21 protein-coding genes and 1 pseudogene are annotated in these 25641 nt (G+C 61.9%); 12 read left to right on the top strand and 10 right to left on the bottom strand.

Going from position 1 to position 25641, the window contains the following annotated elements:
• Nucleotides 1-397: 397 nt before the first annotated feature.
• The 4 genes and pseudogenes from ACWTU8_RS10700 to ACWTU8_RS10685 form a co-directional block, all read left to right on the top strand.
• The gene (locus ACWTU8_RS10700) at nt 398-1156 is read left to right on the top strand and encodes a rhomboid family intramembrane serine protease (protein ID WP_455848045.1); all 759 of its coding nucleotides are present in this window, start codon (nt 398-400) and stop codon (nt 1154-1156) included.
• A 202-nt stretch (nt 1157-1358) separates the two neighbouring features.
• The gene (locus ACWTU8_RS10695) at nt 1359-1790 is read left to right on the top strand and encodes a CBS domain-containing protein (RefSeq protein ID WP_023798170.1); all 432 of its coding nucleotides are present in this window, start codon (nt 1359-1361) and stop codon (nt 1788-1790) included.
• Nucleotides 1791-1952: 162 nt separating this feature from the next.
• On the top strand, nt 1953-3452 hold the full coding sequence (gene gatB / locus ACWTU8_RS10690; RefSeq protein ID WP_455848044.1) for an Asp-tRNA(Asn)/Glu-tRNA(Gln) amidotransferase subunit GatB: 1500 nt from the start codon (nt 1953-1955) through the stop codon (nt 3450-3452).
• A gap of 1 nt (nt 3453) precedes the next feature.
• Nucleotides 3454-4012 (top strand): annotated as a pseudogene (locus tag ACWTU8_RS10685) (GNAT family N-acetyltransferase); the annotation flags it as partial.
• An 83-nt stretch (nt 4013-4095) separates the two neighbouring features.
• Here ACWTU8_RS10685 and ACWTU8_RS10680 read toward each other — a convergent pair.
• Entirely contained in the window at nt 4096-5493 is a 1398-nt protein-coding gene (locus ACWTU8_RS10680; protein WP_455848043.1) for an ArnT family glycosyltransferase, read from the bottom strand.
• A 559-nt stretch (nt 5494-6052) separates the two neighbouring features.
• On the opposite strand from ACWTU8_RS10680, the gene ACWTU8_RS10675 reads away from it, so the two are divergent.
• Nucleotides 6053-6505 carry a phasin gene (locus ACWTU8_RS10675; RefSeq protein ID WP_455848432.1) on the top strand — a complete coding sequence of 151 codons (453 nt, stop codon included), beginning with the start codon at nt 6053-6055 and terminating at the stop codon, nt 6503-6505.
• Nucleotides 6506-6597: 92 nt separating this feature from the next.
• Here ACWTU8_RS10675 and panC read toward each other — a convergent pair whose 3' ends face one another.
• Complete coding sequence (gene panC / locus ACWTU8_RS10670) at nt 6598-7449, bottom strand: pantoate--beta-alanine ligase (protein ID WP_455848042.1); 852 nt, start codon at nt 7447-7449, stop codon at nt 6598-6600.
• A gap of 13 nt (nt 7450-7462) precedes the next feature.
• A complete protein-coding gene (gene panB, locus ACWTU8_RS10665; RefSeq protein WP_455848041.1) occupies nt 7463-8323 on the bottom strand; it encodes a 3-methyl-2-oxobutanoate hydroxymethyltransferase in 861 nt (286 codons plus the stop codon).
• Nucleotides 8324-8571: 248 nt separating this feature from the next.
• Here panB and ACWTU8_RS10660 point away from each other — a divergent pair, with 248 nt between their 5' ends.
• From ACWTU8_RS10660 to ACWTU8_RS10650, 3 genes are all read left to right on the top strand, one after another.
• Complete coding sequence (locus tag ACWTU8_RS10660) at nt 8572-8970, top strand: NADH:ubiquinone oxidoreductase subunit NDUFA12 (protein ID WP_127319583.1); 399 nt, start codon at nt 8572-8574, stop codon at nt 8968-8970.
• Nucleotides 8971-9095: 125 nt separating this feature from the next.
• Nucleotides 9096-9611, top strand: coding sequence for a DUF2155 domain-containing protein (locus ACWTU8_RS10655; RefSeq protein WP_029353810.1), 516 nt, complete (start codon nt 9096-9098; stop codon nt 9609-9611).
• Nucleotides 9612-9715: 104 nt separating this feature from the next.
• The gene (locus tag ACWTU8_RS10650; protein ID WP_095521583.1) at nt 9716-10084 is read left to right on the top strand and encodes a hypothetical protein; all 369 of its coding nucleotides are present in this window, start codon (nt 9716-9718) and stop codon (nt 10082-10084) included.
• Nucleotides 10085-10096: 12 nt separating this feature from the next.
• Here ACWTU8_RS10650 and aat read toward each other — a convergent pair whose 3' ends face one another.
• From aat to ACWTU8_RS10620, 6 genes are all read right to left on the bottom strand, one after another.
• A complete protein-coding gene (gene aat, locus ACWTU8_RS10645) occupies nt 10097-10714 on the bottom strand; it encodes a leucyl/phenylalanyl-tRNA--protein transferase (RefSeq protein WP_127211723.1) in 618 nt (205 codons plus the stop codon).
• Nucleotides 10715-10743: 29 nt separating this feature from the next.
• Nucleotides 10744-12087 carry an acetyl-CoA carboxylase biotin carboxylase subunit gene (gene accC / locus ACWTU8_RS10640; protein WP_455848040.1) on the bottom strand — a complete coding sequence of 448 codons (1344 nt, stop codon included), beginning with the start codon at nt 12085-12087 and terminating at the stop codon, nt 10744-10746.
• 19 nt (nt 12088-12106) lie between these two features.
• Nucleotides 12107-12565: an acetyl-CoA carboxylase biotin carboxyl carrier protein gene (gene accB / locus ACWTU8_RS10635; RefSeq protein WP_029353815.1), complete on the bottom strand. Its 459-nt coding sequence runs from the start codon at nt 12563-12565 to the stop codon at nt 12107-12109.
• A gap of 26 nt (nt 12566-12591) precedes the next feature.
• The gene (aroQ, locus tag ACWTU8_RS10630) at nt 12592-13026 is read right to left on the bottom strand and encodes a type II 3-dehydroquinate dehydratase (protein ID WP_029353818.1); all 435 of its coding nucleotides are present in this window, start codon (nt 13024-13026) and stop codon (nt 12592-12594) included.
• Between the two features lie 306 nt (nt 13027-13332).
• Nucleotides 13333-14136 carry a DsbA family protein gene (locus ACWTU8_RS10625; RefSeq protein ID WP_455848431.1) on the bottom strand — a complete coding sequence of 268 codons (804 nt, stop codon included), beginning with the start codon at nt 14134-14136 and terminating at the stop codon, nt 13333-13335.
• 76 nt (nt 14137-14212) lie between these two features.
• On the bottom strand, nt 14213-15607 hold the full coding sequence (locus tag ACWTU8_RS10620; protein ID WP_065008209.1) for a M48 family metalloprotease: 1395 nt from the start codon (nt 15605-15607) through the stop codon (nt 14213-14215).
• A 145-nt stretch (nt 15608-15752) separates the two neighbouring features.
• On the opposite strand from ACWTU8_RS10620, the gene ACWTU8_RS10615 reads away from it, so the two are divergent.
• Nucleotides 15753-16901 carry a pyridoxal phosphate-dependent aminotransferase gene (locus ACWTU8_RS10615; RefSeq protein ID WP_455848039.1) on the top strand — a complete coding sequence of 383 codons (1149 nt, stop codon included), beginning with the start codon at nt 15753-15755 and terminating at the stop codon, nt 16899-16901.
• A gap of 4 nt (nt 16902-16905) precedes the next feature.
• Nucleotides 16906-17835, top strand: coding sequence for a glutaminase (locus ACWTU8_RS10610; RefSeq protein ID WP_455848038.1), 930 nt, complete (start codon nt 16906-16908; stop codon nt 17833-17835).
• Between the two features lie 94 nt (nt 17836-17929).
• Here the strand turns inward: ACWTU8_RS10610 and ACWTU8_RS10605 are convergent, their stop codons facing one another.
• Nucleotides 17930-20896, bottom strand: coding sequence for an Rne/Rng family ribonuclease (locus ACWTU8_RS10605; RefSeq protein ID WP_455848037.1), 2967 nt, complete (start codon nt 20894-20896; stop codon nt 17930-17932).
• Nucleotides 20897-21568: 672 nt separating this feature from the next.
• On the opposite strand from ACWTU8_RS10605, the gene ACWTU8_RS10600 reads away from it, so the two are divergent.
• Nucleotides 21569-22846, top strand: coding sequence for an N-acetylmuramoyl-L-alanine amidase (locus tag ACWTU8_RS10600; protein WP_455848036.1), 1278 nt, complete (start codon nt 21569-21571; stop codon nt 22844-22846).
• A gap of 212 nt (nt 22847-23058) precedes the next feature.
• Nucleotides 23059-25515 (top strand): penicillin-binding protein 1A, encoded by a 2457-nt coding sequence (locus tag ACWTU8_RS10595; RefSeq protein WP_065008214.1) that lies wholly within the window; start codon nt 23059-23061, stop codon nt 25513-25515.
• The last annotated feature ends 126 nt before the right edge of the window (nt 25516-25641 follow it).

The raw sequence follows: 25641 nt of genomic DNA, 5'->3' as shown, positions 1-25641 counted from the left end.
GTCTGATGTCCCATCGGTGAACAGAAGGGCGCCCTCCGAGGACCTACATGCGTTGCGGAGCAGGATGCGTGCCAGCATCGTTAACACTTGTTCACGGGTCGGGGTCGTTAAGGTTAACAAGTGGTTTACGTTGCGCCCCGCCCACGCCCGTGGCACGCTAAAACCACTCCAGAAGCGGTCGTTTCGCAGCGATCGGCAGCAGTTCAGTCAAGAGTTTGGGGGAGCATGGGGGCTCGACCGGCCGTTCAAGGGCAACCTTGGACGGCTTCTTTTTGATTCGCGCCAATTTTGATTCGCCCCGCTTTTGATTTGCATGGGGCGATTCGCCCCTTTGTGAATCGGGTGGCCGTGACCTACATGCTCGCGAAGTCGAATCCAGCGACTGAGTGCGAGCCATATGAGCGAACCAGCAAGCCCATCGGAAATCGAACAGGGCGAGGGCGGACCTGTCGGCCGCGGGCCGGAGCGTCTTCGCGAGCCGGTATTCAACATGCCGCCGGTTGTGCTGGCGGTGATCGGCATCTGCGTCGTCGTTCATCTGATCCGGCTCTACTGGCTCACCGAGGACCAGGATTTCTCCCTGCTGATCCGGACCGCCTTCATTCCGATCCGCTATTCCGGTCGCTTCGACCTCGATTTCTACGCGTTTTCGAGCCCCTTCACTTATGCCTTCCTGCATGGCGGCTTTGCTCATCTTGCCGTCAACATGGTGTGGCTGGCGGCTTTCGGCTCACCGCTGGCGAACCGCTTCGGCGCGCTTCGTTTCAGCCTGTTCTTCGCGGCGACGGGGCTGGCGGCGGTGGTGCTGTTCTGGGCCGTGCATCCGCTCGGCCAGGCGCCGCTGGTGGGCGCATCGGGGGCGATTTCCGGCATGATGGGGGCCGCCGCCCGCTTTGGCTTCCGCACGGACCGCTCGTCCGGCAAAGCCGCCTTCGCCGGCGCGCCGCTGCCGATGGCGGCGGTGTTCCGCTCGCGCGGCGTTGTGACTTTTCTCGCCATCTGGATGGTGATCAATCTCGCCACCGGCCTCGTTGCCTTCGCGCCCGGCATCGACAGCCAGATCGCCTGGGAGGCGCATATTGGCGGTTTCGTCGCCGGCTTCTTCGGCCTGCGCGCTTTCGATCGACGGCAGCAGCCGGATGAGTTCACGGCTTAAGCATCGCCGCACTTGAAATGCAATCGATCGCGGCGCACGATGTTCACTACAGCGCCGCGCGTCCTCTTGGACGCGCAAAGGACGCTGTAGAACTTTGATTTGCGCATGATCCTTCCGAAAAATCAGGGCCGATTTTCGGGGTCATGCGCAGAAGGAAAGCCGGTCAGGGCAGGAACCGGCAAGTAAAACTGAGGAGGACGCCATGACTGTTAAGGCAATTCTCGAGCAGAAAGGCCATGACGTGTTGACGCTCGGGCCGAACGAAAAGCTGAGCGAGGCCATTCGAATCCTGGCCGAACACAGGATCGGTGCGCTGGTCATCACCAATGGCGATCATAAGATCGTCGGTATTCTTTCCGAGCGCGACGTCGTGCGGGTCCTCGCCAGGGAAGGAGCCGCCGCACTGGATATCGCGGTGCGTTCGGCAATGACGCCCAAGGTGAAGATCTGCAATGAGAACCACACCGTCAACGAGGTCATGGAGATCATGACCAGTGGCCGTTTCCGCCATCTGCCGGTGGAAAAGGACGGCCTGCTCGACGGCATCGTGTCCATAGGTGATGTGGTCAAGCGGCGCATCGAGGATGTCGAGCGCGAGGCCGCGGAGATCAGGGCCTACATCGCGACGGCGTGACGCCTTATTACTTCAGCCGACCGGCTGGATTCGATGTGAAGCGCCAGCTTTGGCTTTGCGCTTGTCTCTTTTTGTGGTTTGCACTAGCGAGTGACTTTCACGTCCGACGTGACGGAATTCACGTTGAGAATGAATTCCGTCACCGATAACTCGCAGGCCACTATGACCCTCATCGATACCCGCACACCTGACGCCAAGCGCCTGATATCAGGTGCCACCGGCGACTGGGAAATCATCATCGGCCTCGAGGTGCACGCGCAGGTGACCTCGCAAGCAAAGCTGTTCTCCGGCGCCTCGACGGCTTTCGGTGCGCCGCCAAACGCCAATGTCAGCCTTGTCGATGCGGCGATGCCGGGCATGCTTCCGGTCATCAATGAGGAATGCGTCAAGCAGGCTATCCGCACCGGCCTCGGGCTGAAGGCCGAGATCAACCACAAATCGGTCTTCGACCGGAAGAACTATTTTTATCCCGATTTGCCGCAGGGCTATCAGATCTCGCAGTTCAAGCAGCCGATCGTCGGCGAGGGCAAGGTGATCGTCTCGGTCGGCCCGGACCGGCAGGGCGAATTCGAGGACATCGAGGTCGGCATCGAGCGCCTGCATCTGGAGCAGGATGCCGGCAAGTCGATGCACGATCAGCATGCGACGATGTCCTATGTCGACCTCAACCGCTCCGGCGTGGCGTTGATGGAGATCGTCTCCAAGCCCGACATGCGCTCCGCCGACGAGGCCAAGGCCTATGTCACCAAGCTGCGCACCATCGTGCGCTATCTCGGCACTTGCGACGGCAACATGGACGAAGGCTCGTTGCGCGCCGACGTCAACGTCTCGGTGCGCAGGCCCGGCGGCGAATTCGGCACGCGCTGCGAGATCAAGAACGTCAACTCTATCCGCTTCATCGGCCAAGCCATCGACTACGAGGCGCGCCGCCAGATCGCCATCCTAGAGGACGGCGGCAAGATCGACCAGGAAACGCGGCTGTTCGACCCCAACAAGGGCGAGACGCGCTCGATGCGTTCCAAGGAAGAAGCGCACGACTACCGCTATTTCCCGGATCCCGATCTTCTGCCGCTGGAATTCGACCAGGCCTATGTCGATGCGTTGGCAAAGGATCTGCCTGAACTGCCCGACGCCAAGAAGGCGCGGCTGATCTCCTCGCTTGGCCTGTCGACCTACGACGCCTCGATCCTGGTATCGGAAAAGGCGGTCGCCGACTATTTCGAGAAGGTGGCCGCTGGTCGCGACGGCAAGCTCGCCGCCAATTGGGTCATCAACGATCTGCTGGGCGCGTTGAACAGAGCCGGCAAGGGTATTGAAAATGCCCCGGTTTCGCCCGATCAGCTCGGCGCGGTAATCGACCTGATCAAGGAGGGCACCATCTCCGGCAAGATCGCCAAGGATCTGTTCGAGATCGTCTGGAACGAAGGCGGCGATCCGCGCCAGTTGGTCGAAAGTCGCGGCATGAAGCAGGTCACCGACAGCGGCGCCATCGAAAAGGCGGTCGACGAGGTGATATCAGCCAATCCGGACAAGGTCGAGCAGGCGCGCGCCAAGCCGACCATGGCCGGCTGGTTCGTCGGCCAGGTGATGAAGGCGACGGGTGGCAAGGCCAACCCGCAAGCGGTCAACGACCTCGTCAAGGCCAAGCTCGGGATTGAGTAGAATGATGTTCGTTCGCACCGCCAGCGGACGCGATCTGGTTGCCATCCGGGCGCTGCTGGTCGAAACCTGGCATGCCACCTATGACGCCATCCATGGTGCTGCCAAAGTCACCGAGATCCCTGACGAATGGCTTTCGATCGCCTCGCTCAGGGCATGAAATCGGAATCGATTTCGGAAAGGATCATGCGCAAAATTAAAAGTGCTACAGCGTCCTTTGCGCGTCCGAAAGGACGCGCGGCCCTGTAGAGCGCGGCTGACACGGCCGAACTCCGAATTCCTGGTCGCAGACGACGGCAGGCGCATCGGCGGCATGGCTTTCGCCGCCGCCACCACGGATGCGAAGATCGTCATGCTGAACCAGCTATACGTGCATCCGACCTGCCAGAGGCAAGGGATCGCCAGGCGCTGCTGGAGAGGTCGAGGCCAGCTTTCCGGAGGCGCGGACGCTGCGTGTCGAAGTGGAAGAGGCAAACGCTCCGGCGGTCGCCTTCTACCGCTCGAAAGGGTTTTTGCCCGCCGGCAACACCGCCGACTGTGGCGGCGGTTCAGGGCTGCCAGCGAGAAGGCGATCGGATAGATTTGTCTGCCCGGATATGTCGCAGTCAGTTGCGTTTTACGGGCTGCGCGGTCGGTTGCGGCGCCCTCAATGTTGTCCCTTGAGGACGACAAGATAGCCTCGTTCGACGTGAAGGCGGAAAGCGATCTGCTCCGACGTCCCAGTGTCCTTGGATTTGTCGATGACATAGCCGCCAGGATGCGAGCGAAGCCATTCCTCGGGATTGTCAGTGCTTTCGAACGGCTTCTGCAGCCGGGCCAGGAAGCCGACCTCGTCCTGGTAGTCGAAGGCGACGGCCCAGTCGGCGTTCTTTCGCTCGGCGATGAAGTTGGCCAGCGGCATGAGATCTTCGGGTCTGAAAGCGGTCGCTGATGCTGCGGCATGGCCGATGCCGAAAATTGCGAGCAGGACGAGGGCCGAGTTTCTGAGCCTCGCGGGGGGAATCTCCGCCATAAAATACCCGAACAGGATGGTCGCAAATGGCAGCATCGGCACCAGATAGTGAGGTTGCTTGCCGGATATCGCGCTGAAAACCAGTAAAACCGCGACGAACGAGAACGACAGCAGGCGCAGTGCGCGCAGGTCCGGCGATTTCGTGTCGATCAGGCCACTTATCCGGGCGCCCAGCTTCAGCCGCCACACTTCGGGTATGAAGATCCACGGTATGAGCATGATCGGCAACAGCACGACATAGAAATAGAACGGCCGGCCATGGGAGTTGTGCAGGTTGCCGGTGACACGCCCTGCCGACTGGTTCCAGACAAGGTCGTAGACGAAGTTGCCTTTCGTCTGGATGGTCGCCGGCACCAGCCAGATCGCCACCGGGATCAATGCGGCGAGAATTGCCAGACCCGCCCCGGCAAAAAATTTCGGCGTCGCCAGCCCGGCCTGCCGATCGCGCCAGAACGGATAGAGCAGGATAGGGGCGCCGACATGGATGAGCACCACCGGACCTTTCGTCAAAACACCCAGTCCGATGAACAATCCCGCCAGCACGGCGTGCCAATGGTTGCCGTTTTTGGCAAAGGCAAGCAACGACAAAAGCGCGGCGAGCACGAAGACCGTCAGCAGCATGTCGAACAGGATCAGCGTCGAATAAATCACGAAGATGGTGCTTCCGGCGACGAGCCAAGGGATACGGCTTGCGATGTCGTCGCGGCTGGGAAAGAGGGTTTTTGTCAGACGCGTGGTCAGCCAGATGACGAGCGACGACGCGACGAAGATGACGAGCATCGCGGCAACCCGGCTTGCGCCGAAAATGTCCCAGGCCAGGTCGATGAGCCAGAACAGCAGCGGCGGCTTTTGCAGATAGGGCGCGAAATTCATCGTCGGAACGAAGATCTGTCCGCTCAGATACATCTCCCAGGTGACGCTGAGGTATCGCGTTTCATCGACAGGCAGGAGCGGCCGGAAGGCGACCGCGATGCAGGTCAATGCAAGCAGGAACAGATAGGGGAGCAGCCGCTCGACATGTGCCGTTATCAAGATTGGGATCCGCGCCAGGAAATGTTCTCATTCCAGCCGAGCGTCGATGCTGCGCTCCTGGAGCGCGCAGGACCGCACCATGATTTTGGCCGAATTGTAGCCGAGCCGGCCGGGTAGCTTGGATTCTGAAGATGTCGTCCACAAAGGGCTAAAAAATATGCAGATTGGAATTAGGGTGACAGTGCACCTTTGCCCTGTTTGCTCGGCTGTGCTGGCCGGTGGGCAGCGAAGCACTTCTGGATCGAATTGCCGAGCAAACCGAAAACGCCGCGGCAGGCGGGGAAAAGGTGCACTGTCACCGTAATTCGCGGGGCGAACCGAGTATCGGACAGGCGCGCTTGAAGCGGGCCACTGTTTTGCAATTCTTGCCTGAATACTTTCTCAGCTGTCGTCCGCAAAACACGCCCGGTAAGAACTCAGCAGTGGCTAACGCTGAGGCAAAAAAGGCATGGTGCGACGCACAAAAATATTGCAATGCACTGCAGATGCCGTAACGTCAGGCTGCTAGATGAACGAGACGGCTTTTCTACAAGGTCGCCCACCTCAAAGGATGGAAACTATGACCAAGACCGCTGATAAAACTGCTGAAATCATCGAGAATGCAGAAGTCCCGACCGCGGCAACCGATCAGTTCCGCGCTGTCGCCGAAAAGGGCGTCGAGCAGTCGAAAGAAGCCTTATCGAAATTGGCGACCGGCGCCGAGGCGACCCAAAAGGCTCTTGAGTCATCCTTCGAAACAGCCAAGACCGCTGGCAATGATCTGTCGCTGAAGACGATCGCCGCGCTGCGCGCAAATGTTGAGGCCAGCTTTTCTCACCTCGAAGCCCTGGTTGCCGTGAAATCGCCCTCCGAGTTCATCGAACTGCAGACTACCTTCCTGCGCAAGCAGGTGGAAAAGACCGTCGAGCAGGGCAAGGAGTTTCAGGCGGCCGCGACGAAAGCCGCCGAAGACGTATCCAAGCCGATCAAAGATGTCTACGAGAAGGCGATGAAGGATCTCAAGGTCGCCTGATTGGCCGAATGCACGTCGCGCAAAAAGTGCGAAGCGGCATAAAAACAAGAACTTAAAGCGCGTCGCATGAATCCATCCAAACGCGACGCGCTTTAGGCGGAGGGAACTTCCACATTGTCGATCAGCCGAGTCTTGCCCAGCCAGGCGGCTGCGAGCAGGCGTCCGTCACGGTTTCTCCGCCATGGGGCGAGCGTCAGGCTCTCGCGCGCCGCGACATAATCGATTTTGTCGAAGCCAGCCTTGACGAGCGCGCGGCTGGCCTCGGCTGTCGCGCTGCCTTCATCCGCGCCTGCCGCTAGTGCCGCCGCCGTCCGGCGCAATATGGCGTTGAGCTGGCGCGCCACCTCCAGCTCGGCTTTGCTCAGATACGCATTGCGTGAGGACATGGCGAGGCCATGTGCGTCGCGTACCGTTGGCGCGCCGATGATTTCCACCGGCAGATCGAGGTCGCGGCAGAGCTGCCTGACGACGCAAAGCTGCTGGTAGTCCTTTTCACCGAAGACCGCACAGTCGGGCGACGCCTGCAGGAAGAGCTTTGCCACGACCGTCGCGACGCCGTCGAAGAAGGTCGGACGGAAATCCGATTCCAGCCCGGCGGCTGGCCCGCCGACCGAGATCCTTGTGGCGAAGCCAGCCGGATACATCTCCGCCACACCAGGGGTGAAAGTGAGTTGCGCGCCGGTCTCGGCCAGCCGGTCGAGGTCGCGGGCGAGTTGGCGCGGATATTTGTCGAGGTCTTCGCTCGGCGCGAACTGCGTCGGGTTGACGAAGATCGAGACAACGCAGCGATCGGCCTTTTCGAGTGCGATCCCGATCAGCGAGACATGGCCGTCATGCAGTGCCCCCATGGTCGGCACCATGGCAAGGCTGAGGCCATCGCGACGCCAGTCGCGGATTTGCGCGCGAAGGGCGGCGACGCTGTCGACGATGAGAGGCCGGCTCATGCTTTGTCTCGGCTCATTCTTTGTCCCAACTCGTTCTTTGCCCTTGTTCTGCTGCGGCCGAAAAGACGTGGTTCGGGCCGGGGAATGTCCGGCTTCGCACCTCCGCTGCATAGCTGGCTGCCGCCTGCGATATAACGCTGCGCAGGTCGGCATATTCCTTGACGAATTTCGGCACGCGGTCGACGGTCAGGCCGACCATATCGTCGATGACCAGGATCTGGCCGTCGCAGTCTCTGCTGGCGCCGATGCCGATGGTTGGAATGGAAATGTGCCGGGTGAGGTCGGCGGCGACGGTCTCGACGGTGCCTTCGATGACTACCGAAAACGCGCCGGCCTTCTCGACCGCGCCGGCGTCGCGATAAAGCGCCGCCACATTCTCCTCGGTACGGCCCTTGATCCTGTAGCCGCCGTCGCTTTCCACCGATTGCGGCTGCAAGCCGATATGTCCCATGACCGAAATGCCGGCAGCGACGATCGCCGCGATCTGCCGGGCAACGGTAACGCCGCCCTCCAGCTTGACGGCCTGACAACCGGTTTCGTTGACGATCCGCCGAGCCGAGGCGACGGCTTGGCGCGGCGTTGCCTCATAGCTTCCGGCCGGCATGTCGACCACCACGCAGGCCCTGGCCGAACCCCGCATCACCGCTTGTCCATGGGCGATCATCATCTCCAGCGAAGCGCCCAGCGTGGTCTTGTGGCCATGGAGAACCATGGCGACGCTGTCGCCGACCAGAAGCAGGTCGACATGATCGTCGAGCAGGCGAGCGACGGGATAGGTGTAGGCGGTGAGGCAGACGACCGGTACGCCGCCCTTGCGCAGGCGAATGGAGCTGGCACTGATCCGCAGCTCAGGGTCGGATGAATCCGGGGCCATCTTTACCTCCCTCAACCGTCAAATCAGACTGGATACCTGCATGGGACGCGCAGAGCTTTAGAAAGACGGGGCAGCCTTGGCAAGGCATGCTTCGACCGCCGCGAAAGGGCCGCCGGGTTTGCATCGGTTTTCTGACAGCCATTTGCGCCGCGCTTGCGGCAAAACCCTTGCCTTAGCGATGGCCTGACGCCATAAGCAGGAAACAGGCGCCGCCGCTGCCGCCGCGAGGGCTTGCCACGAGGATTTGGATGAAGACTTTCCTTCTGCAGTTTTTCACCTGGTGGAACAGCCAGACGCTGGGCACGCGCTTCCACACCTGGCGGCATGGCAAGAAAGTCGGGCAGGACGAGGCTGGCAACGTCTACTACGAGGGTGGTGTCGATTCGGAAGGCCGCACCCGCCGCTGGGTCATCTATCGCGACTATTCGGAAGCCTCGATGATCCCGCCCGGCTGGCATGGCTGGATGCATCACCGCGTCGATATCGCGCCGCCGAGCGACAATTACAAGCCACGCGACTGGCAGAAGCCGCATCAGCCGAACCTCACCGGAAGTGCCGCCGCCTATCGCCCCAAGGGCTCTGTGCTCACCAACCAGCACCGCCCGCAGGTGACAGGCGATTACGACGCCTGGACGCCGGGTTCGTAACCGCTCGTCGCGGCGGATCGGTCCTTTATCGCCACAATTGGCGTTTAGCTGCTTGCCGATCTGACAGCAGCGACTAGCCTTGGGCGCGACAGAATCACCCCGGGCGCCAACCACCGGACCCTTGCATGAGCATTTTCAGCCGAATCTCGATGGGCGGACTGACGGTGGCCGCCGCCGCTTTTGCGGCTTTTAGCATGGTCGCCGCACAGACGCTTGAGGCGCCAGTGGACCCGGCGGCGCCGGAGGCGCCGGTGGAACCGGAAGCGACAGTGGCGCCGGCGGCACCTGCGGCACCAGAACGCATCACCAATCCCGTCGCCGAATTCGCCGGCATCGACAAAATCACCGGCCGCATCATCACCTTCGATGTTTATATCGACGAGACGGTGCAGTTCGGTGCCTTGCAGGTGACGCCGCGCATCTGCTATTCGCGGCCGCAAACCGAAGAGCCGAAGACCGATTCCTTTGTCGAGGTCGACGAGATCACGCTGGATCGCAAGATCCGTCGCATCTTCACCGGCTGGATGTTTGCCGAAAGCCCCGGCCTCAACGCCGTCGAGCACGCGGTCTATGATGTCTGGCTGAAGGGCTGCAAGCAGAAGTCGGAGGTGCCGGCACCCGACGCTGCTAAATCCAATTAGAGCGCCAGGCACGCGGGATCTCCTGTTCGGGATCACATACTGAGCTTCCGGAACCGCCTTATTCTCCGTGCGTTGGTCATGGCTGGCGGTACGGAGATGTTCCCATGATGGCCAACAAGGACGAACTCCTCGATCTCGAAAGAGGGTTCTGGACCGGCGACGCTGCCTATTTCAAAGCCAATGCCGACACCGAATGCCTGGTGGCTTTCCCACAGATGGCGCAAACGATGAGTAACGCCGATCTGGCCGAAACCGCGACGGATCCGAACCGCTGGCGCGATCTCGATATCGATCTCAAGGGCATCATCGAGCCGGGCAGCGACATCGTTGTGCTGACCTATGAGGCCCATGCCACTCGCGAGAATGGCGAGCCTTATGCGGCGCTGGTCAGCACCGGCTATGTCCATCGCGTCAATGGCTGGAAGATGATGTTCCACGCGCAGACGCCGCTGGAAGTTGCGACGAAAGACTGATTGGACGGATGGTCAGGGAAAGAAGACCGCTTCGCCCTTCAGCGCGTCAGCCAGCATCTTTTCATACTTGCCCCTCGGCACGTCGATCGCGCCGAAACGTTTGAGGTGCTCGGTGGTGAACTGCGTGTCGAGCAGCGCAAAGCGCCTTTCCTTCAGGCGTTCAACCAGATGCACCAGGCAGATCTTCGACGCGTCCGTTTCCCGGGCGAACATGCTCTCGCCGAAGAATACCCGGCCGAGCGACACGCCGTAGAGGCCGCCGACCAGCCGACCCTCGCGCCAGGCTTCGACCGAATGGCAATGGCCCATTCGGTGAAGTTCGACATAAGCCTCGCGGATCGGCGCGTTGATCCAGGTCGACCGGCGTTCTTCGCGCCGCTCGGCGCAGCCATCGATGGTCGCCTCGAAGTCGAAATCGAAACGGATGTCGAACAGGTTTTTCCGGATCGCCTTCCTTAGGCTTTTGGGCGTGTGAAAACCATCGAGCGGGATGATGCCGCGCGTCTCCGGCCGCACCCAAAACACTTCGGGATCGGTGGCGCTTTCGGCCATCGGAAAGACGCCCGAGGCGTAGGCCTTGAGCAACAGGTCGGTCGGGATGCGATAGCCTGGCGCGTAGGGACGGGTCATCGCCACATTATATTCTATTAGTTCACGACCTAATCCTCTTTGGCCAGATATTTTTCCAGCCAGTGGATGTCATACTCGCCATTGGCGATATCGGCATTGCCGACGAGATCGCGAAACAGCGGCAGCGTCGTCTTGATGCCGTCGACGACGAATTCGTCGAGCGCCCGCCGCAGCCGCATCATGCATTCGACACGGTTGCGGCCGTGCACGATCAGCTTGCCGATCAGGCTGTCGTAGTAGGGCGGGATTTTGTAGCCGGAATAGACGCCGGAATCGACTCGGATGCCGAGGCCGCCCGGCGTGTGGAAGTGGGTGATCGTGCCGGGCGAGGGCGTGAAGGTGCGCGGATCCTCGGCATTGATGCGGCATTCGATGGCATGGCCCTGAAAGCGGATCTCTTCCTGGCGCACCGAAAGCCCGCCGCCCGAGGCGACGCGGATCTGCTCATGCACGAGGTCGATACCGGTGATCGCCTCCGTCACCGGATGCTCGACCTGCAGGCGCGTGTTCATCTCGATGAAATAGAACTCGCCGTTCTCATAGAGGAACTCGATGGTGCCGGCACCGGAGTAGCCGAGATCGGCGATCGCCCTCGCACAGACCCCGCCGATATGCGCGCGCTCCTCGGCATTGAGCGCCGGCGAGGGCGCCTCTTCCCAGACCTTCTGGTGACGGCGCTGCAGCGAACAGTCGCGTTCGCCGAAATGCACGCCGCGGCCGGCACCGTCGCCGAACACCTGGACCTCGATGTGGCGCGGCTTTTCGAGATACTTCTCGATATAGACGGCGTCGTCGCCAAAAGCGGCCCCGGCTTCCGAGCGCGCCGTCTGCAGCGCGACCACAAGATCGGCTTCGCTGCGCGCCACCTTCATGCCGCGTCCGCCGCCGCCGGCCGACGCCTTGATGATCACGGGATAGCCGATCTCGGCGGCGATGCGTTTGGCGTCCTTTTCCTGGGTGACCGCACCGTCGGAGCCGGGCACCACCGGAATGCCAAGACGCTTTGCAGTGCGCTTGGCCTCGATCTTGTCGCCCATGATGCGGATGTGATCGCCGGACGGACCGATAAAGGTGATGTTGTGCGCGGCGAGGATATCGGCGAATTTGGCATTCTCCGACAGGAATCCGTAGCCCGGATGCACCGCGTCGGCGCCGGTGATCTCGCAGGCCGCGACGATCTGGTGGATGTTGAGATAGCTGTCGCGCGACGGCGGCGGGCCGATGCAGACGCTCTCGTCGGCGAGCCGCACATGCATGGCGTCGGCGTCGGCGGTCGAATGCACCACCACCGTCTGGATGCCAAGCTCCTTGCAGGCGCGCAGCACTCTCAGAGCGATTTCGCCGCGATTGGCGATGAGGATTTTCTGGAACATTTTTCGGCTGTTCCCGGCTCTACTCGATCACGACGAGCGGCATGCCATATTCGACCGGCTGCGCATCCTCGAACAGGATCGCCGTCACCGTGCCGGCACGAGGCGAGGGGATCTGGTTCATCGTTTTCATCGCCTCGATGATCAGCAGCGTCTGGCCTTCCTTGACCTGCTGGCCGACCTCGATGAACGCCTTGGCGTCGGGCGACGGCGCCAGGTAGGCGGTGCCGACCATGGGGGAGGCCACCGCATTCTTGGACACGTCGGCCGCTGCCGGCGCGGCTGCGGCAGCCGGCTGCGCTGCCGGCGGCGCATAGGCGGGCTGCGGTGCGGCGACCGCATGGACGGCCGGCGCCTGTCGCGAGACACGCACCTTCAAGTCGCCCAGCTCGACCTCGATCTCGGTGAGGTTGGTGTCGTTCAGTATGCCCGCCAGATCGCGGATAAGCTGCTGGTCAACACCATTCTTCTTTATCGACATTTTCGAGCCTTCTGTTTGTTGGCCGGTCATAGGCGTGCGGCCAGCGCCTGCAGCGCCAGTGTGTAGCCGAGCGGCCCGAACCCGCAGATCATGCCGACGGCGACCGGCGAGACCATGGAGACGTGGCGGAATGATTCCCGCGCATGGATGTTGGAAAGATGAACTTCGGCGACGGGTAATGGCGCGACGGAGCGGATGGCGTCGTGAATGGCGATCGAGGTGTGGCTGTAGGCGCCCGGATTTATGACGATGCCGACAGCCTTGTCGGCGGCTTCCTGTATCCAGTCGACGAGGTCGCCCTCATGATTCGACTGACGGAAATCGATCTCGAGCCCAAGTGCCGCACCTGCCAGCTTGCAATCGTCGGCGATCGCGGCAAGCGTCTTGCCGCCATAGATGCCTGGCTCGCGCTTGCCGAGCGCGTTAAGGTTGGGACCGTTCAGGACGAAAACCGTTTTCAAAATGCCGACCTTTCCCAGTGTGATTTTGAATCCGAAATTCGCAATACCTTGGAGCAGCGCTTTGAACGAATTTCGGATTCAAAGCCACACTGGCAATTTATACATTTCTGATGTGGTGGATTTGAAGTTCCTGAACGCTGATGCCACCAAGGCAGCAGGAACTTCAAATCCACCACATCAGCGCCGGCATCAGTCGGCGCGCCGGTCCTCTATAATGGGCTTAGACGCCTGCGAAAAGAGCGCAAGTGGGTTCTTTCGCTGTCCACAACAGGCGGAAAATGGCTTGCGCCGAAAGCCAGCGGGCGATCAGAGTGCGGCCTTGGCCGCCTCGATCTTCTCCGCCAGCACTTCCTGGCCGAGCGCCCCGAACACCACCTCGTTGCCGACCACATAGGAAGGCGTTCCGGTGATGGCCAGCTTGTTGGCAAGGTCATAGGTCTCGGAGAGGGCCTCGGCGATCGACGGGTCCTTCATCTTCTCGCGCAGCGTCGCTTCGTCGGCGCCGAGCGAAAGCGCTACCTTGATGGCCGCCGCTTCGGTGGCGCGTCCCTTGGCGCCGAGCAGCGCGTTGTGGAACTCGCCGTATTTCTCCGGCATCATCAGGTGGAAGGCCATCGAGACGACGCTCGCCTTCTGCGAATCCGGGCCGAGGATCGGGAACTCCTTGAGCACGAAGCGCAGGTCCGAATCGGCTGTCGTCAGCGTCTGCATGTCCTCCATGGCGCGTTTGCAGTAGCCGCAATTGTAATCGTAGAACTCGACGATGGTGACCTTGCCGTTCGGATTGCCGACGACGCCGTCGAAGGCCGAGTTGAAGATCTGGTCCTTGGCATTTTTGATGATGGCGAGACTGGCGACGCGCTGCGCCTCCTTCTGCTTGGCCTCGAGCGCTTCCTGAGCCTCCAGCAGCACTTCCGGGTTCTTCAGGAGATAGTCGCGGATGATGCCTTCGACTTCGGCCCGGTCGATCTTGGTGTCGGCGGGCGCCGCCTGGGCGATCTGCACGGCATCGGCCTTTGCCGTCTGCGCACTTCCGGTCACGAACCCGAAACCCAGCATGGCGAGAGCGACCGCCACTCCCGTGGTGCCCAGCAGAATTGCCTTGTTCATCATCCCTAATCCTCTTGCCTGGTTTCCGGCACGACCCGATTGGTCCACTACATGTCGCCGCGCACGGCCGGAAGGTTCATTTTTTCTTGCCTGATGGTGCGTAGTTTATGATGTCCTGCGCACGGATCCAGCCCGGCTCGCCGCGCTTCATTTTCATCTGCGCGCGCATTGCGAAGATCTTGGCATCCTTGTAGGCGCCGGAATAGAAATGGCCTTCGGCGGTTGCAAGATCCGCGGCCGGGATGTTGCCGAGTTCGCCATAGGCCTGCGCCAGATGGCGGTAACCGACGGCGTTTTCCCGGTCGCGCCCGAGGCCCTTGTTGATCTGCACCACCGCTTTCTCCAGGGAATCGGGCGTGCCAATGGCCATCAGCGCCTGGCCGTAGGAGACCGACAGCAACCCCGATCGTGCCGGATCGAGGCTGACCGCCTTGGCATAGGCTTCGGCGGCAGCCTTCGGTCTGTTCGCCTTCATCAGGATGTCGCCGCGCAATTCCTGAAAATAGGGGTTTTTCGGCTGTGCCTTGATCAGCGCGTTGGTCTTGGCGAGCGCCCCGGCCAGATCGCCGAAAAGATAGCTCGTCTGCGCGTCGCCATATTGCGAGGCGAGGCTGTCCGGGTTCTTGCGCATCAGCCGCGATGCGGCGGCCTTGCCCCCCATATAGGCGGCGATCTTGATGCGCATCATGTCGTGCCGCTGCTGCAGTGCCGGCGGATCGACCTTCTCGACATAAGGGCTCTGTTTGACCAGCACTTCGAGATTGGCAATGCGCTCCCGCGGCAGCGGATGGCTGATCCGGTAGGGGTCGACCTGCGCCCCTGACAGCGAGAGCGCGCTCTGAAAGCGGCCGAAAGTCTTCAGCATGCCCAGGCCGGACTGGCCGGTCGCGTTGAGATAGGTTATCGCCGAGCGGTCGGCGGTCATCTCTTCGGTGCGCTGATAGGCGAGGATGCTGCGCTGCGCCATCTCGCCGCCGCCAGCTGCAACCCCCATGCCGGCGCCGGCGAGGCCACGGCTTTTGGTGGTGGCGCCGGCGACGATAGCACCTGCGCCAAGCAGCGTCGCGATGATGGCCATCGTCTTGGCGCGTTCGAGCTGGTTGCGCAATTTTTGCTGGTGCCCGCCGGCAATGTGGCCGGCTTCATGGGCGATGACGCCGATGATCTCGTTGGGCGTCTCCGCCGACATCAGGGCACCGGTGTTGATGAACATGCGGGATCCGGCAACGAAAGCGTTGAAACTCTGGTCGTTGACCAGCACGATGTCGACGCCGTCTTCCGGCAGGCCCGCGGCCCGGAAGATCGGCCGCGCATAATCGCGCACCAGTGCTTCGATCTCGGCATCGCGCACCACCGGCACGTTTTGCGCGAAGGCGCTGACGGTGCTGGTCACAGCGACCGTCGCGGCAAGCGAAAGCGTCGCGAAGGCGCGTGCTGCCCTGGCTATCGTCGATTTGGGTCGGCTCAACATGGCAGGTCCACTGGTAGACGAGCGGGCGGAGGATGAAAAGTCGGCACTGAAACTTTACCGAACTTGTGATCCTCACATCAATCGGGCATTTGTGCGGCGCGGACGCCAGAGCTCGGCGCCCGCAGCCGGCAAGGAATGAGGTCAAATGGTTGTATCGCTTTCGCGTCGCGGCGACGTTGAGCCGTTCCACGCCATGGACATTCTGGCGGAAGCGAATCGGCTGAAGGCAAAGGGCGTGCCGGTTGTTTCCATGGCCGTTGGCCAGCCGTCCGACCCAGCGCCGACCGGGGTCAGGCAAGCGGCGACGAACGCATTGAAGATGGGGCGCATCGGCTACACCGATGCATTGGGTCTTGCGGGCCTGCGCGAGGCGATCGCGCAGCACTATGCTGACCACTACGGGCTTGCCGTTTCACCCGGCCGGATCGCCGTCACCACCGGATCGTCGGCCGCCTTCAACCTGGCCTTTCTGGCAATGTTCGATCCAGGCGATCGTGTCGCCATCGCCGCGCCTGGCTATCCGGCCTATCGCAACATCATGGCCGCGCTCGGTATCGAGATCGTCGAGATCGAGCTCAACGGTGATGCCTATCTCCACGCCGAACATCTGAAGGCCGCGCATCGCGAAAAGAAGCTGAAGGGCGTGTTGTTCGCCAGTCCGGCCAATCCGACCGGCGCGGTTATCCCCGCCGACGAGCTGTCGGCGCTGGTGACGACGGCGCAAGAGCTCGGCATCGCCGTGATCTCCGACGAGATCTATCACCGGCTGGCTTACGCTGCGCCGGACATGACGGCGCTTGCCTACGGCCAGGACGTGACGGTGATCAATTCCTTCTCGAAATATTACTGCATGACCGGTTGGCGGATCGGCTGGATGGTGCTGCCGCAACCATTGGTGCGGCCGGTCGAGCGGGTCGCCCAGAGTCTTTATATCTCACCGCCGGAACTGTCCCAGATCGCCGCGATCGAGGCATTCAAGGCGACCGGGGAATTGGAGGCGGTGAAGGCGCGCTATGCGTGGAATCGCGAGCTTTTGATGAAACGCCTGCCCGAACTCGGCTTTGCGCTGGCGGCACCGATGGACGGGGCGTTCTACGCCTTCTGCGATGTCACCAGGCACACCAACGACAGCATGGCCTTTGCGCGCAAGATGCTGGCCGAGGCGCATGTGGCGGCGACGCCCGGCCGCGATTTCGATCCGCTCCAAGGCCATCGAACCATGCGCTTTTCCTACGCCGGCAGCCACGATGAGATGGTCGAGGCGATGATGCGCCTCGAACGCTGGCTGAAGTAGCGCCATGCCGGAACTCGAACAGGCTTTGACTGAAATTGCCGCCGAAATGGCGGAGCGCACGGATCGCGGCGAAGTCGCGACCTATATTCCGCAACTCGGCAAAGTCGATCCGAATAAGTTCGGCATTGCCGCCGTGACCAAGGACGGTCGCGTGCTGATGGCGGGCGACGCCGATGAGCCGTTTTCGATCCAGAGCATTTCGAAGGTGTTCACGCTGACATTGGCGCTCGGCAATGTCGGCGACGCGCTGTGGCAGCGTGTCGGGCGCGAGCCTTCGGGCAACCCGTTCAACTCGATCGTCCAGCTCGAGCATGAGAATGGCATTCCGCGCAATCCGTTCATCAATGCCGGCGCCATCGTCATTTCCGACATTCTGCTCGCCGGCCATCAGCCGCGCGAGGCGATCGGCGAGATCCTGCGCTTCATCCAGTTCCTGGCCGACGACGAGACCATCATCATCGACCGCGAGGTCGCGGCTTCGGAACGCGCTACCGGTTTTCGGAATTTGGCGCTTGCCAACTATATGAAATCCTTCGGCAATCTCAACCACGCGCCGGATCTGGCGCTGGGCGTCTATTTCCACCATTGCGCCATCGCGATGAGCTGCCGGCAACTGGCGTTGGCCGGTCGCTTCCTCGCCAACGGCGGCAAGAACCCGGCGACCGGCCATTCCGTGGTGTCAGCCGAGCGCGCCCGCCGCATCGGCGCGATGATGCTGACCTGCGGTCATTATGACGGCTCCGGCGATTTCGCCTTTCGCGTCGGCATCCCCGGCAAGAGCGGCGTCGGCGGCGGCATTCTGGCGATCGTGCCGGGCGTGGCCTCGCTCGCCGTATGGTCGCCCGGCCTCAACGCCAACGGCAATTCCAGGCTGGGGTCGATTGCACTGGAAAGGCTGGCGAAGATGATGAACTGGTCGGTCTTCGCGCCATAAAGCTTGTGGCGCTTCAGATAAGAAAAATCCCGCGCTGTCGACAAGACAGCGCGGGATTCTTTGGTCAAAAGATCAGGCTAAACCACCGAAAAGCTTAGAAGAAGCCTTTCCGCTGCCACCAGCCGGCACGCTTCGGCTTTTCCTCGGTCTTTTCCTCTTCGGCAACGGTCGAAGACACGATCGGCTCAACCGGCGCATCTACCGGTACAGGCTTGCGTCGCGATGGGCGGACCGTCGGTTTTTCGTCGACGGTGGCCACGGCTGTTTCCTCCGGAACAGGTGCGGGAGCCTCGGCAGAGGTTTCCGGCTCGGCTACCGGCGTCTCGACGACGACGTCCGCCGCAGCCTTCTTCGGCTTGGCGGCGCGGCGCGGCTTCTTCGGCTTTTCGGCGCTCGGCATGTCGTCATTGGCCGGAGCAAGGTCCACAGGCTCTTCGACCGGCATTGCTGCTACCGGCTCGCTGGAGACGGTTACGCCCTCCAAGACTTCGCCTTCGGGGCCGTCAGCCGATTCTGCAGTGCCTGCATCGACCTCGCCTTCGCCGTCTTCACGGCGATTGCGCTTGCCGCCGCGCTTGCCGCGCCGGCGCTTCTTGCCCTGACCTTCATCCGGCCCCCGACGTTCATCAGGCTCTTGACTGTCATCCGCCGCTTCCACCGCCTCGGTGACGCCGACCTGGTGCTCGTGGTCTGCTTCAGCGCCTTCATAGCTTGAGGCTTCGGAGAGGCCATCGGCTGTGGCCGAGAGGGACGCGCCTTCCACGGGGGCGCCATGCTCGCGGTCGCGATCCTTGCCGCCGCGCCGTCTGCGGCGCTTGCGGCGCTTGCGGTCGCGGCCTTCGCCATCCTCGCTTGGCCTTGGCTGCTGCGGCTGCTGAGCTTGGCGCGGTTGCTCCGCCGGTGCAACGGCCTCGTCTTCCTCCTCCTCAATGACGGTTTCGTCGGCGGGCTCTTCCGGCTCGACATAGGCGGGCAATGTGCGCACCTCGACGAAGCCTTCAGGCTTTTCAGCCAGCGCGCCGCGGAAGATCGCATAGTGCTGGGCGCCGACCGTGTCGTCGGCTTCGACGGTGATGGTCAGGCCGAAGCGGCTTTCGAGTTCCACCAGCGTGCCGCGCTTGTGGTTGAGCACATAGAGCGCGGTCGCCGCCGGCGTCCGCACCGTGATGTGGCTGCGCGAATCCTTGAGGAGGAATTCCTCGATCGCCCGCACAACCATCAGCGCGACAGACGAATCGGACCGCACATGGCCGGTACCGCCGCAATGCGGGCAAGGCTTCATCGTCGATTCCAGCACGCTGGCACGGATGCGCTGGCGCGACATCTCCATCAGACCGAAATGCGAGATGCGGCCGACCTGGATGCGGGCGCGATCGTTCTTGAGGTGATCCTTCAGCCGCTTCTCGACGGAGCGGTTGTTGCGGTTCTCCTCCATGTCGATGAAGTCGATGACGATCAGGCCGGCGAGATCGCGCAGCCTCAGCTGCCGTGCGACTTCCTCGGCCGCTTCCAGATTGGTGTGAAGCGCTGTGTCCTCGATCGAGTGCTCCTTGGTGGAGCGGCCCGAATTGACGTCGATGGCGACCAGCGCCTCGGTCTGGTTGATGATGATGTAGCCGCCGCTCTTCAGCGTCACCTGCGGCTGCAGCATGCGGTCGAGCTGCGCCTCGATGCCATTGCGCACGAAGATCGGCGTCGTGTCGCGGAACGGCTGTACGACCTTGGCGTGGCTCGGCATCAGCATGCGCATGAAGTCCTTGGCCTCGCGATAGCCCTCTTCGCCGGAGACCAGGATCTCGTCGATGTCCTTGTTGTAGAGGTCGCGCACCGAGCGCTTGATCAGGCTGCCTTCTTCGTAGACCAGGGCAGGGGCCGTGGACTGCAGCGTCAGATTGCGGACGTTTTCCCAAAGCCGCATCAGATATTCGTAGTCGCGCTTGATCTCGGCTTTGGTACGGCTTTCGCCGGCTGTGCGCAGGATGACGCCCATGCCCTGCGGCACTTCGAGATCGGCGACGACCTCCTTCAGCCGCTTGCGGTCCTGTGCGTTGGTGATCTTGCGCGAGATGCCGCCGCCGCGCGCCGTGTTCGGCATCAGCACCGAATAGCGGCCGGCAAGCGACAGGTAGGTGGTGAGCGCTGCGCCCTTGTTGCCGCGCTCTTCTTTCACGACCTGCACCAGGAGGATCTGGCGGCGCTTGATCACTTCCTGGATCTTGTACTGGCGGCGCACCGGCTTGCGGCGGTTGCGCGCTTCTTCCAGCGCATCCTCGGCGCCGACCGATTCGACCTCATGGTCCTCCGGATGCGAGGACTGCACCTCTTCCAGCATGCCGCGATCATTGTCGGTGGACGTGGCTTCGCCGGCCGTCTCCGCCTGCGGCACGGCTTCGGAAATCACATCCGCTTCGATGCTGGCGGCGAGGGAATTTGGACCGCCTGCGGAAGGCCCAGTCTCGTTATGGCTCGTCTCATTATGACTCGCCTCAGTATGACCGGCTACATACTCGCCATGTTCCGAAGTATCGGACGGCGTGTCGACATTTTCCGAAACGGCATCGGCGTCATCCGCGACCGCATCCTCGCCGTGTTCGCCGCCCTCATTGGAACCGCTGTCATTGGACTCGACAGAATCGTCAGAATCGGCCGCACCTGCATCACGCTTGTGCTCGCCCCGGTCGCGGCTCTTGCCGCCGCGCCTGCGTCCACGCCGGCCGCGATCGCGGCTCTGGCGGTCGTCGCCTTCGCCATCCTCATCGTCCTCGTCTTCAGCCTCCTGCGCTTCTGCGCGCAGCAGCGCCTGACGGTCGGCGACCGGAATCTGGTAGTAGTCGGGATGAATTTCACTGAAGGCGAGGAAACCGTGACGGTTGCCGCCATATTCGACAAAGGCTGCCTGAAGCGAAGGTTCGACGCGCGTTACGCGGGCGAGGTAGATATTTCCTTTGAGTTGCTTCTTGTCCTGGGATTCAAAGTCGAATTCTTCAATACGGTTACCGCGAACGACGACAACACGTGTTTCCTCCGGGTGGGAGGCGTCTATCAGCATCTTGTTGGGCATTATTTCGTTTCCCCCCGGCAGCCGTCAGCCGCAGCTTGCGGGGCAACGCCCGCCGCTGTGAGTGTGGATGAACATGGGTGCCGGGCAATTGAATGTCCGCCGGCCGCTGCCTGAGCGCCATGGCGGTGCCGCCCGCAGCCATAATGGCGCGGTTTGCTGCGGACCTTTCCATGATTGCGCTTGAAGCCATCGTAACCAGCAGAACCTTTTTGAACCAAAGCCCGGGAAAACCGGACCAGCTTGTTTGCTCATACAGAGCCGGCGCGGGACAATCCCGGCCGTTTTCCTCACGCAGGCGCTTCCCCCGCCACGGGCTCGCACCTGCGAAATTCGTCGCGATCACCTGATACCTTTTTCGTCTGAAGCGAAAGGAGCCGTCGTTCATCTGAGCTGTAGCAGGAAGCTGCGGAGAAGGACGGTTCCAGGATTGCAGTGATCCACCATCGCTTTTATGATTTGGCGGGTTGGAAGGCAACCCCGATTTCCGATGCCGGCAAAAAGCAGTTCCGCAACGGAAGCACAGCTTAAGCCTTTGCATGAAAAGGCTTGGTTAACCTTCTCTGGATACCAATCGTTAATTGAGTTCGCGGCCTAACCGGCATTCGACAAGACGCCGACACTCCGACAAACAAGATTGGGCGCCTGGCGCCAAACCGGAGCGACTGGAAAGAGATGGGACTGGCAGTCTTCACGCACAGGAGTGGTCGCGCCGGAGGCACTTTCTTCTACGCTCCCTACTTCCGCGCTGCTTGTCTGCTGTTGGTGGTTGTCGCTTGCCTGCCCTTTTCGCCGGTTTCCTTTGCTGCCGACGCACCGCTCGCGGTGACGAGCTACAAAATGGCGGGTGACGCCACCAAGATGCGCATCGTCATGAATTTCGATCGCGAACCCGACGTCAAATGGTTTCTGCTGCGCGGCCCCCACCGTCTGGTCGTCGACCTGCCAAGCACGAAATTCGCCATCAATGCCAAGGATGTGAAGGCGCGCGGCCTGGTCAGGAGCGTGCGCTACGGCGATCTCGGCGAGGGGGTGTCGCGGTTGATTCTCACCGGCAAGGGCCCGTTCGCCGTCGACAGGCTCGACGTGCTCAAGAACGATGACAGCAGCGGCTACCGCATCGCTATCGATATGTCGGCGGCGTCCGTGCGGGAGTTCGACGCCGCTCTTGCCAATCAGGCGCTGACCACCGGCTCGACGGTCTCCTCCGACAAAGGTGGCAGGGTCGGCACCGGCCCGGTCTCCAATCCAGGCCATCGCTTCACCGTCGTCATCGATCCAGGCCATGGCGGCATCGACGGCGGCGCCGAGGGCCTGAACGGCACGGTCGAGAAGAACGTCACGCTCGCCTTCGCCACCGAATTGCGGGAAAGACTTGCCGCAGTCGGCAAATACGACGTGTTTATGACGCGCGAGACAGATCAATTCCTGCGGCTGGACGACCGCGTGCGCATAGCCCGCCAGCACGAGGCCGATCTGCTCATTTCGATCCACGCCGACACGATCAGGGTCAAGGGCCTTCGCGGCGCAACCGTCTACACGGTCTCCGACAAGGCTTCCGACCCGGAAGCGCAGGCGCTCGCCGACCGTGAAAACCTTTCCGACCAATTCGCCGGCATGGAAATCAAGGACGACAACAAGGAAGTGACCGACATCCTGATCGACCTGATTCGCCGCGAGACGCATAGTTTCTCGATGAGTTTCGCCCAGACTTTGGTCGGCCAGCTTTCCACCAGTGTCGGCCTCATCAACAATCCGCAGCGTTCGGCCAGCTTCAAAGTGTTGAAGGCGCCGGATGTCCCCTCCGTGCTGGTCGAACTCGGCTATCTGTCGAACGCCAAGGACGAGGCGCAACTGCTCAGCGCCGATTGGCGCGGCAAGGCGGCCCAGAGCATAACCAATGCGATCGCCCTGTTCGCTTCAACCAAGGCCGGAGCCGGAACCGGAGGCTGAGAGGCCGGCCCTCGCCACAACCAGAGGCAGCGTTGCACGACGACAACACTTTGCACTTATATTTTGGCCATTCGAAGCCGAAATTCCAGGCTGCCGCATTTTGCCCACATGGTGGCGACATGGGTTTTCGATTACCGGTCGGGATCGTCTCGAAAGCTTGCGCGAAAGGCGGCTTCGTTTAGGAAATTCCCGAACCAAGGACTGGAGCGGGCATGATTCGTCTCATTGGCTATTTCTTCGGCATCGGCACGGCGCTGGCCCTTTTGGTCGCGGCGGGCGTGGCGATCTATATCAGCCATTTGTCGAAGGATCTGCCCGACTACGAGGTGCTGGCCAAGTATGAACCGCCGGTGACGACCCGCATCCATGCGTCCGACGGTGCGCTGATGGCCGAATATGCGCGCGAGCGGCGCCTGTATTTGCCGATCCAGGCGGTGCCGGATCGTGTCAAGGCGGCCTTCCTGTCTGCCGAGGACAAGAATTTCTACAATCACCCCGGCATCGACGTGACCGGTCTTGGCCGCGCAGTCATGGTCAATCTGCAGAATTTCGGCTCGGGCAAGCGCCAGGTCGGCGCCTCGACGATCACCCAGCAGGTGGCGAAAAACTTCCTGTTGTCCTCGGACCAGACCTACGAGCGCAAGATCAAGGAGATGATCCTCGCCTTCCGCATAGAACAGGCCTATTCGAAGGATCGTATTCTCGAGCTCTACCTTAACGAGATTTTCTTCGGGCTCGGCGCTTATGGCGTCGCCGGCGCAGCGCTCACCTATTTCGACAAGGCGGTGAATGAACTCACCGTGGCGGAGGCGGCCTATCTGGCGGCTTTGCCGAAGGGTCCCTCCAACTATCACCCCTTCAAATATGCCGATCGCGCCATCGAGCGCCGCAACTGGGTCATCGACCAGATGGTCGACAACGGCTACGTCACGCAGGAGGAAGGCGCCAAGGCCAAGGCCGAGCCGCTCGGCGTCAAGCCACGCCGCTCCGGCACCTATCTGTTCGCCGGCGAATACTTCACCGAGGAAGTGCGTCGCCAGATCAGCGCGCGCTACGGCGAGAATGCGCTCTACGAGGGCGGCCTGTCCGTCCGTACGACGCTCGATCCCAAGATGCAGCTCATCGCCCGCAAAGCCATGCAGAACGGCCTGATGAAGTTCGATACGCTGCGCGGCTATCGCGGGCCGGTGAAGACCATCAGCGTATCCGGCGACTGGGGCGTGCCTTTGAGCGAAGTCAAGGGACTGGACGACGTGCCCGAATGGTCGCTCGCCGTCGTGCTCGATAGCTCGGAGAGCGGCCTGTCCATCGGCCTTCGGCCGACCCGGCAGATCTCGGGCGAACTCGTCAAGGATCGCATCGAAGGCACCGTCAGCCGCGACGACATGAGCTTCGCCATGCGCCATGTGGTCGACGGCAAGACCGTCAAGGCCAAATCGCCGGCGGACGTGCTGAAGCCGGGCGACGTTATCTTCGTGCAGAAGAAAGAGGGTACGGACGGGGCCTATATCCTGCGCCAGGCCCCCGAAGTGGAAGGTGGCATGATCGCCATGGATCCGCATACCGGCCGTGTTCTGGCCATGGTCGGCGGGTTCTCCTACTCGCAATCCGAATTCAACCGTGCCACGCAGGCCATGCGGCAGCCGGGTTCGTCGTTCAAGCCGATCGTCTATTCGGCCGCCCTCGACAATGGCTATACGCCGGCTTCGGTGATCATGGACGGCCCGATCACCATCAAGAGCGGCAACACGACCTGGACGCCGAAGAACTACGATGGAAGGACAGCTGGCCCGGCGACCTTGCGGTCCGGCATCGAGAGGTCGCGCAATCTGATGACTGTGCGGCTGGCCAACGACATGGGCATGAAGCTGGTCGCCGAATATGCCGAGCGCTTCGGCGTCTATGACCGTCTGGCGCCATATCTGCCGATGGCGCTGGGTTCGGGCGAGACCACCGTGATGCGCATGGTGTCGGCTTATTCGATCATGGCCAACGGTGGCAAGTCGATCAAGCCGACGCTGATCGACCGCATCCAGGATCGCTACGGCAAGACGGTGTACAGGCAGGACGAACGCGGCTGCGAAAATTGCAACGCCGCCGAATGGCAGAACCAGCCTGAGCCGGAACTGATCGACAATTCCGAGCAGGTGCTCGATCCGATGACTGCCTATCAGATCACCTCGATGATGGAGGGCGTCGTCGAGCGCGGTACCGGCGCCACGGTCGCCGAACTCGGCCGCCACATCGCCGGCAAGACCGGAACGACAAACGACGAGAAGGATACCTGGTTCATCGGCTATACGCCCAATCTCGTTGTCGGCCTCTATATGGGCTACGATCAGCCGAAAGGTCTTGGCAAGGGCGCGACCGGCGGCGGCCTCGCCGCGCCGATCTTCAAGGACTTCATGCGCGTGGCGCTGGACGGCACGCCCAATGTCGATTTCCAGGTTCCCGAAGGCATGAAGCTGATCGCCATCAATCGCAAGACCGGCATGGCTGCCAACCCAGGCGACCCTGGCGCCTTTATCGAAGCTTTCAAGCCGGGCACCGGCCCCGCCGACAGCTATTGGGTGATCGGCATGGGTGCGGACGGCTCCAACGCCTCCGGCGGCGCGCTATCGCCACAGGCCAACCAAGCCATCCAGTCCGGCGGCGGCGGGCTATATTGACATAGGACATGGTGTTCTGGGCCGGCTTTCAAGCCGGCCCATTTCGCTTTACAGGTGGCGGTGCCGTCCCTATGTATCGCGCCAGCCCAGCTCTGTTTAAGCAACAGGGCCCCATTTCAGCACAGG

It is taken from the genome of Mesorhizobium sp. BHbdii (assembly GCF_053848045.1).
The sequence above is the reverse complement of the archived record's forward strand: the minus strand, read 5'-3'. Positions and strand labels throughout refer to the sequence as shown.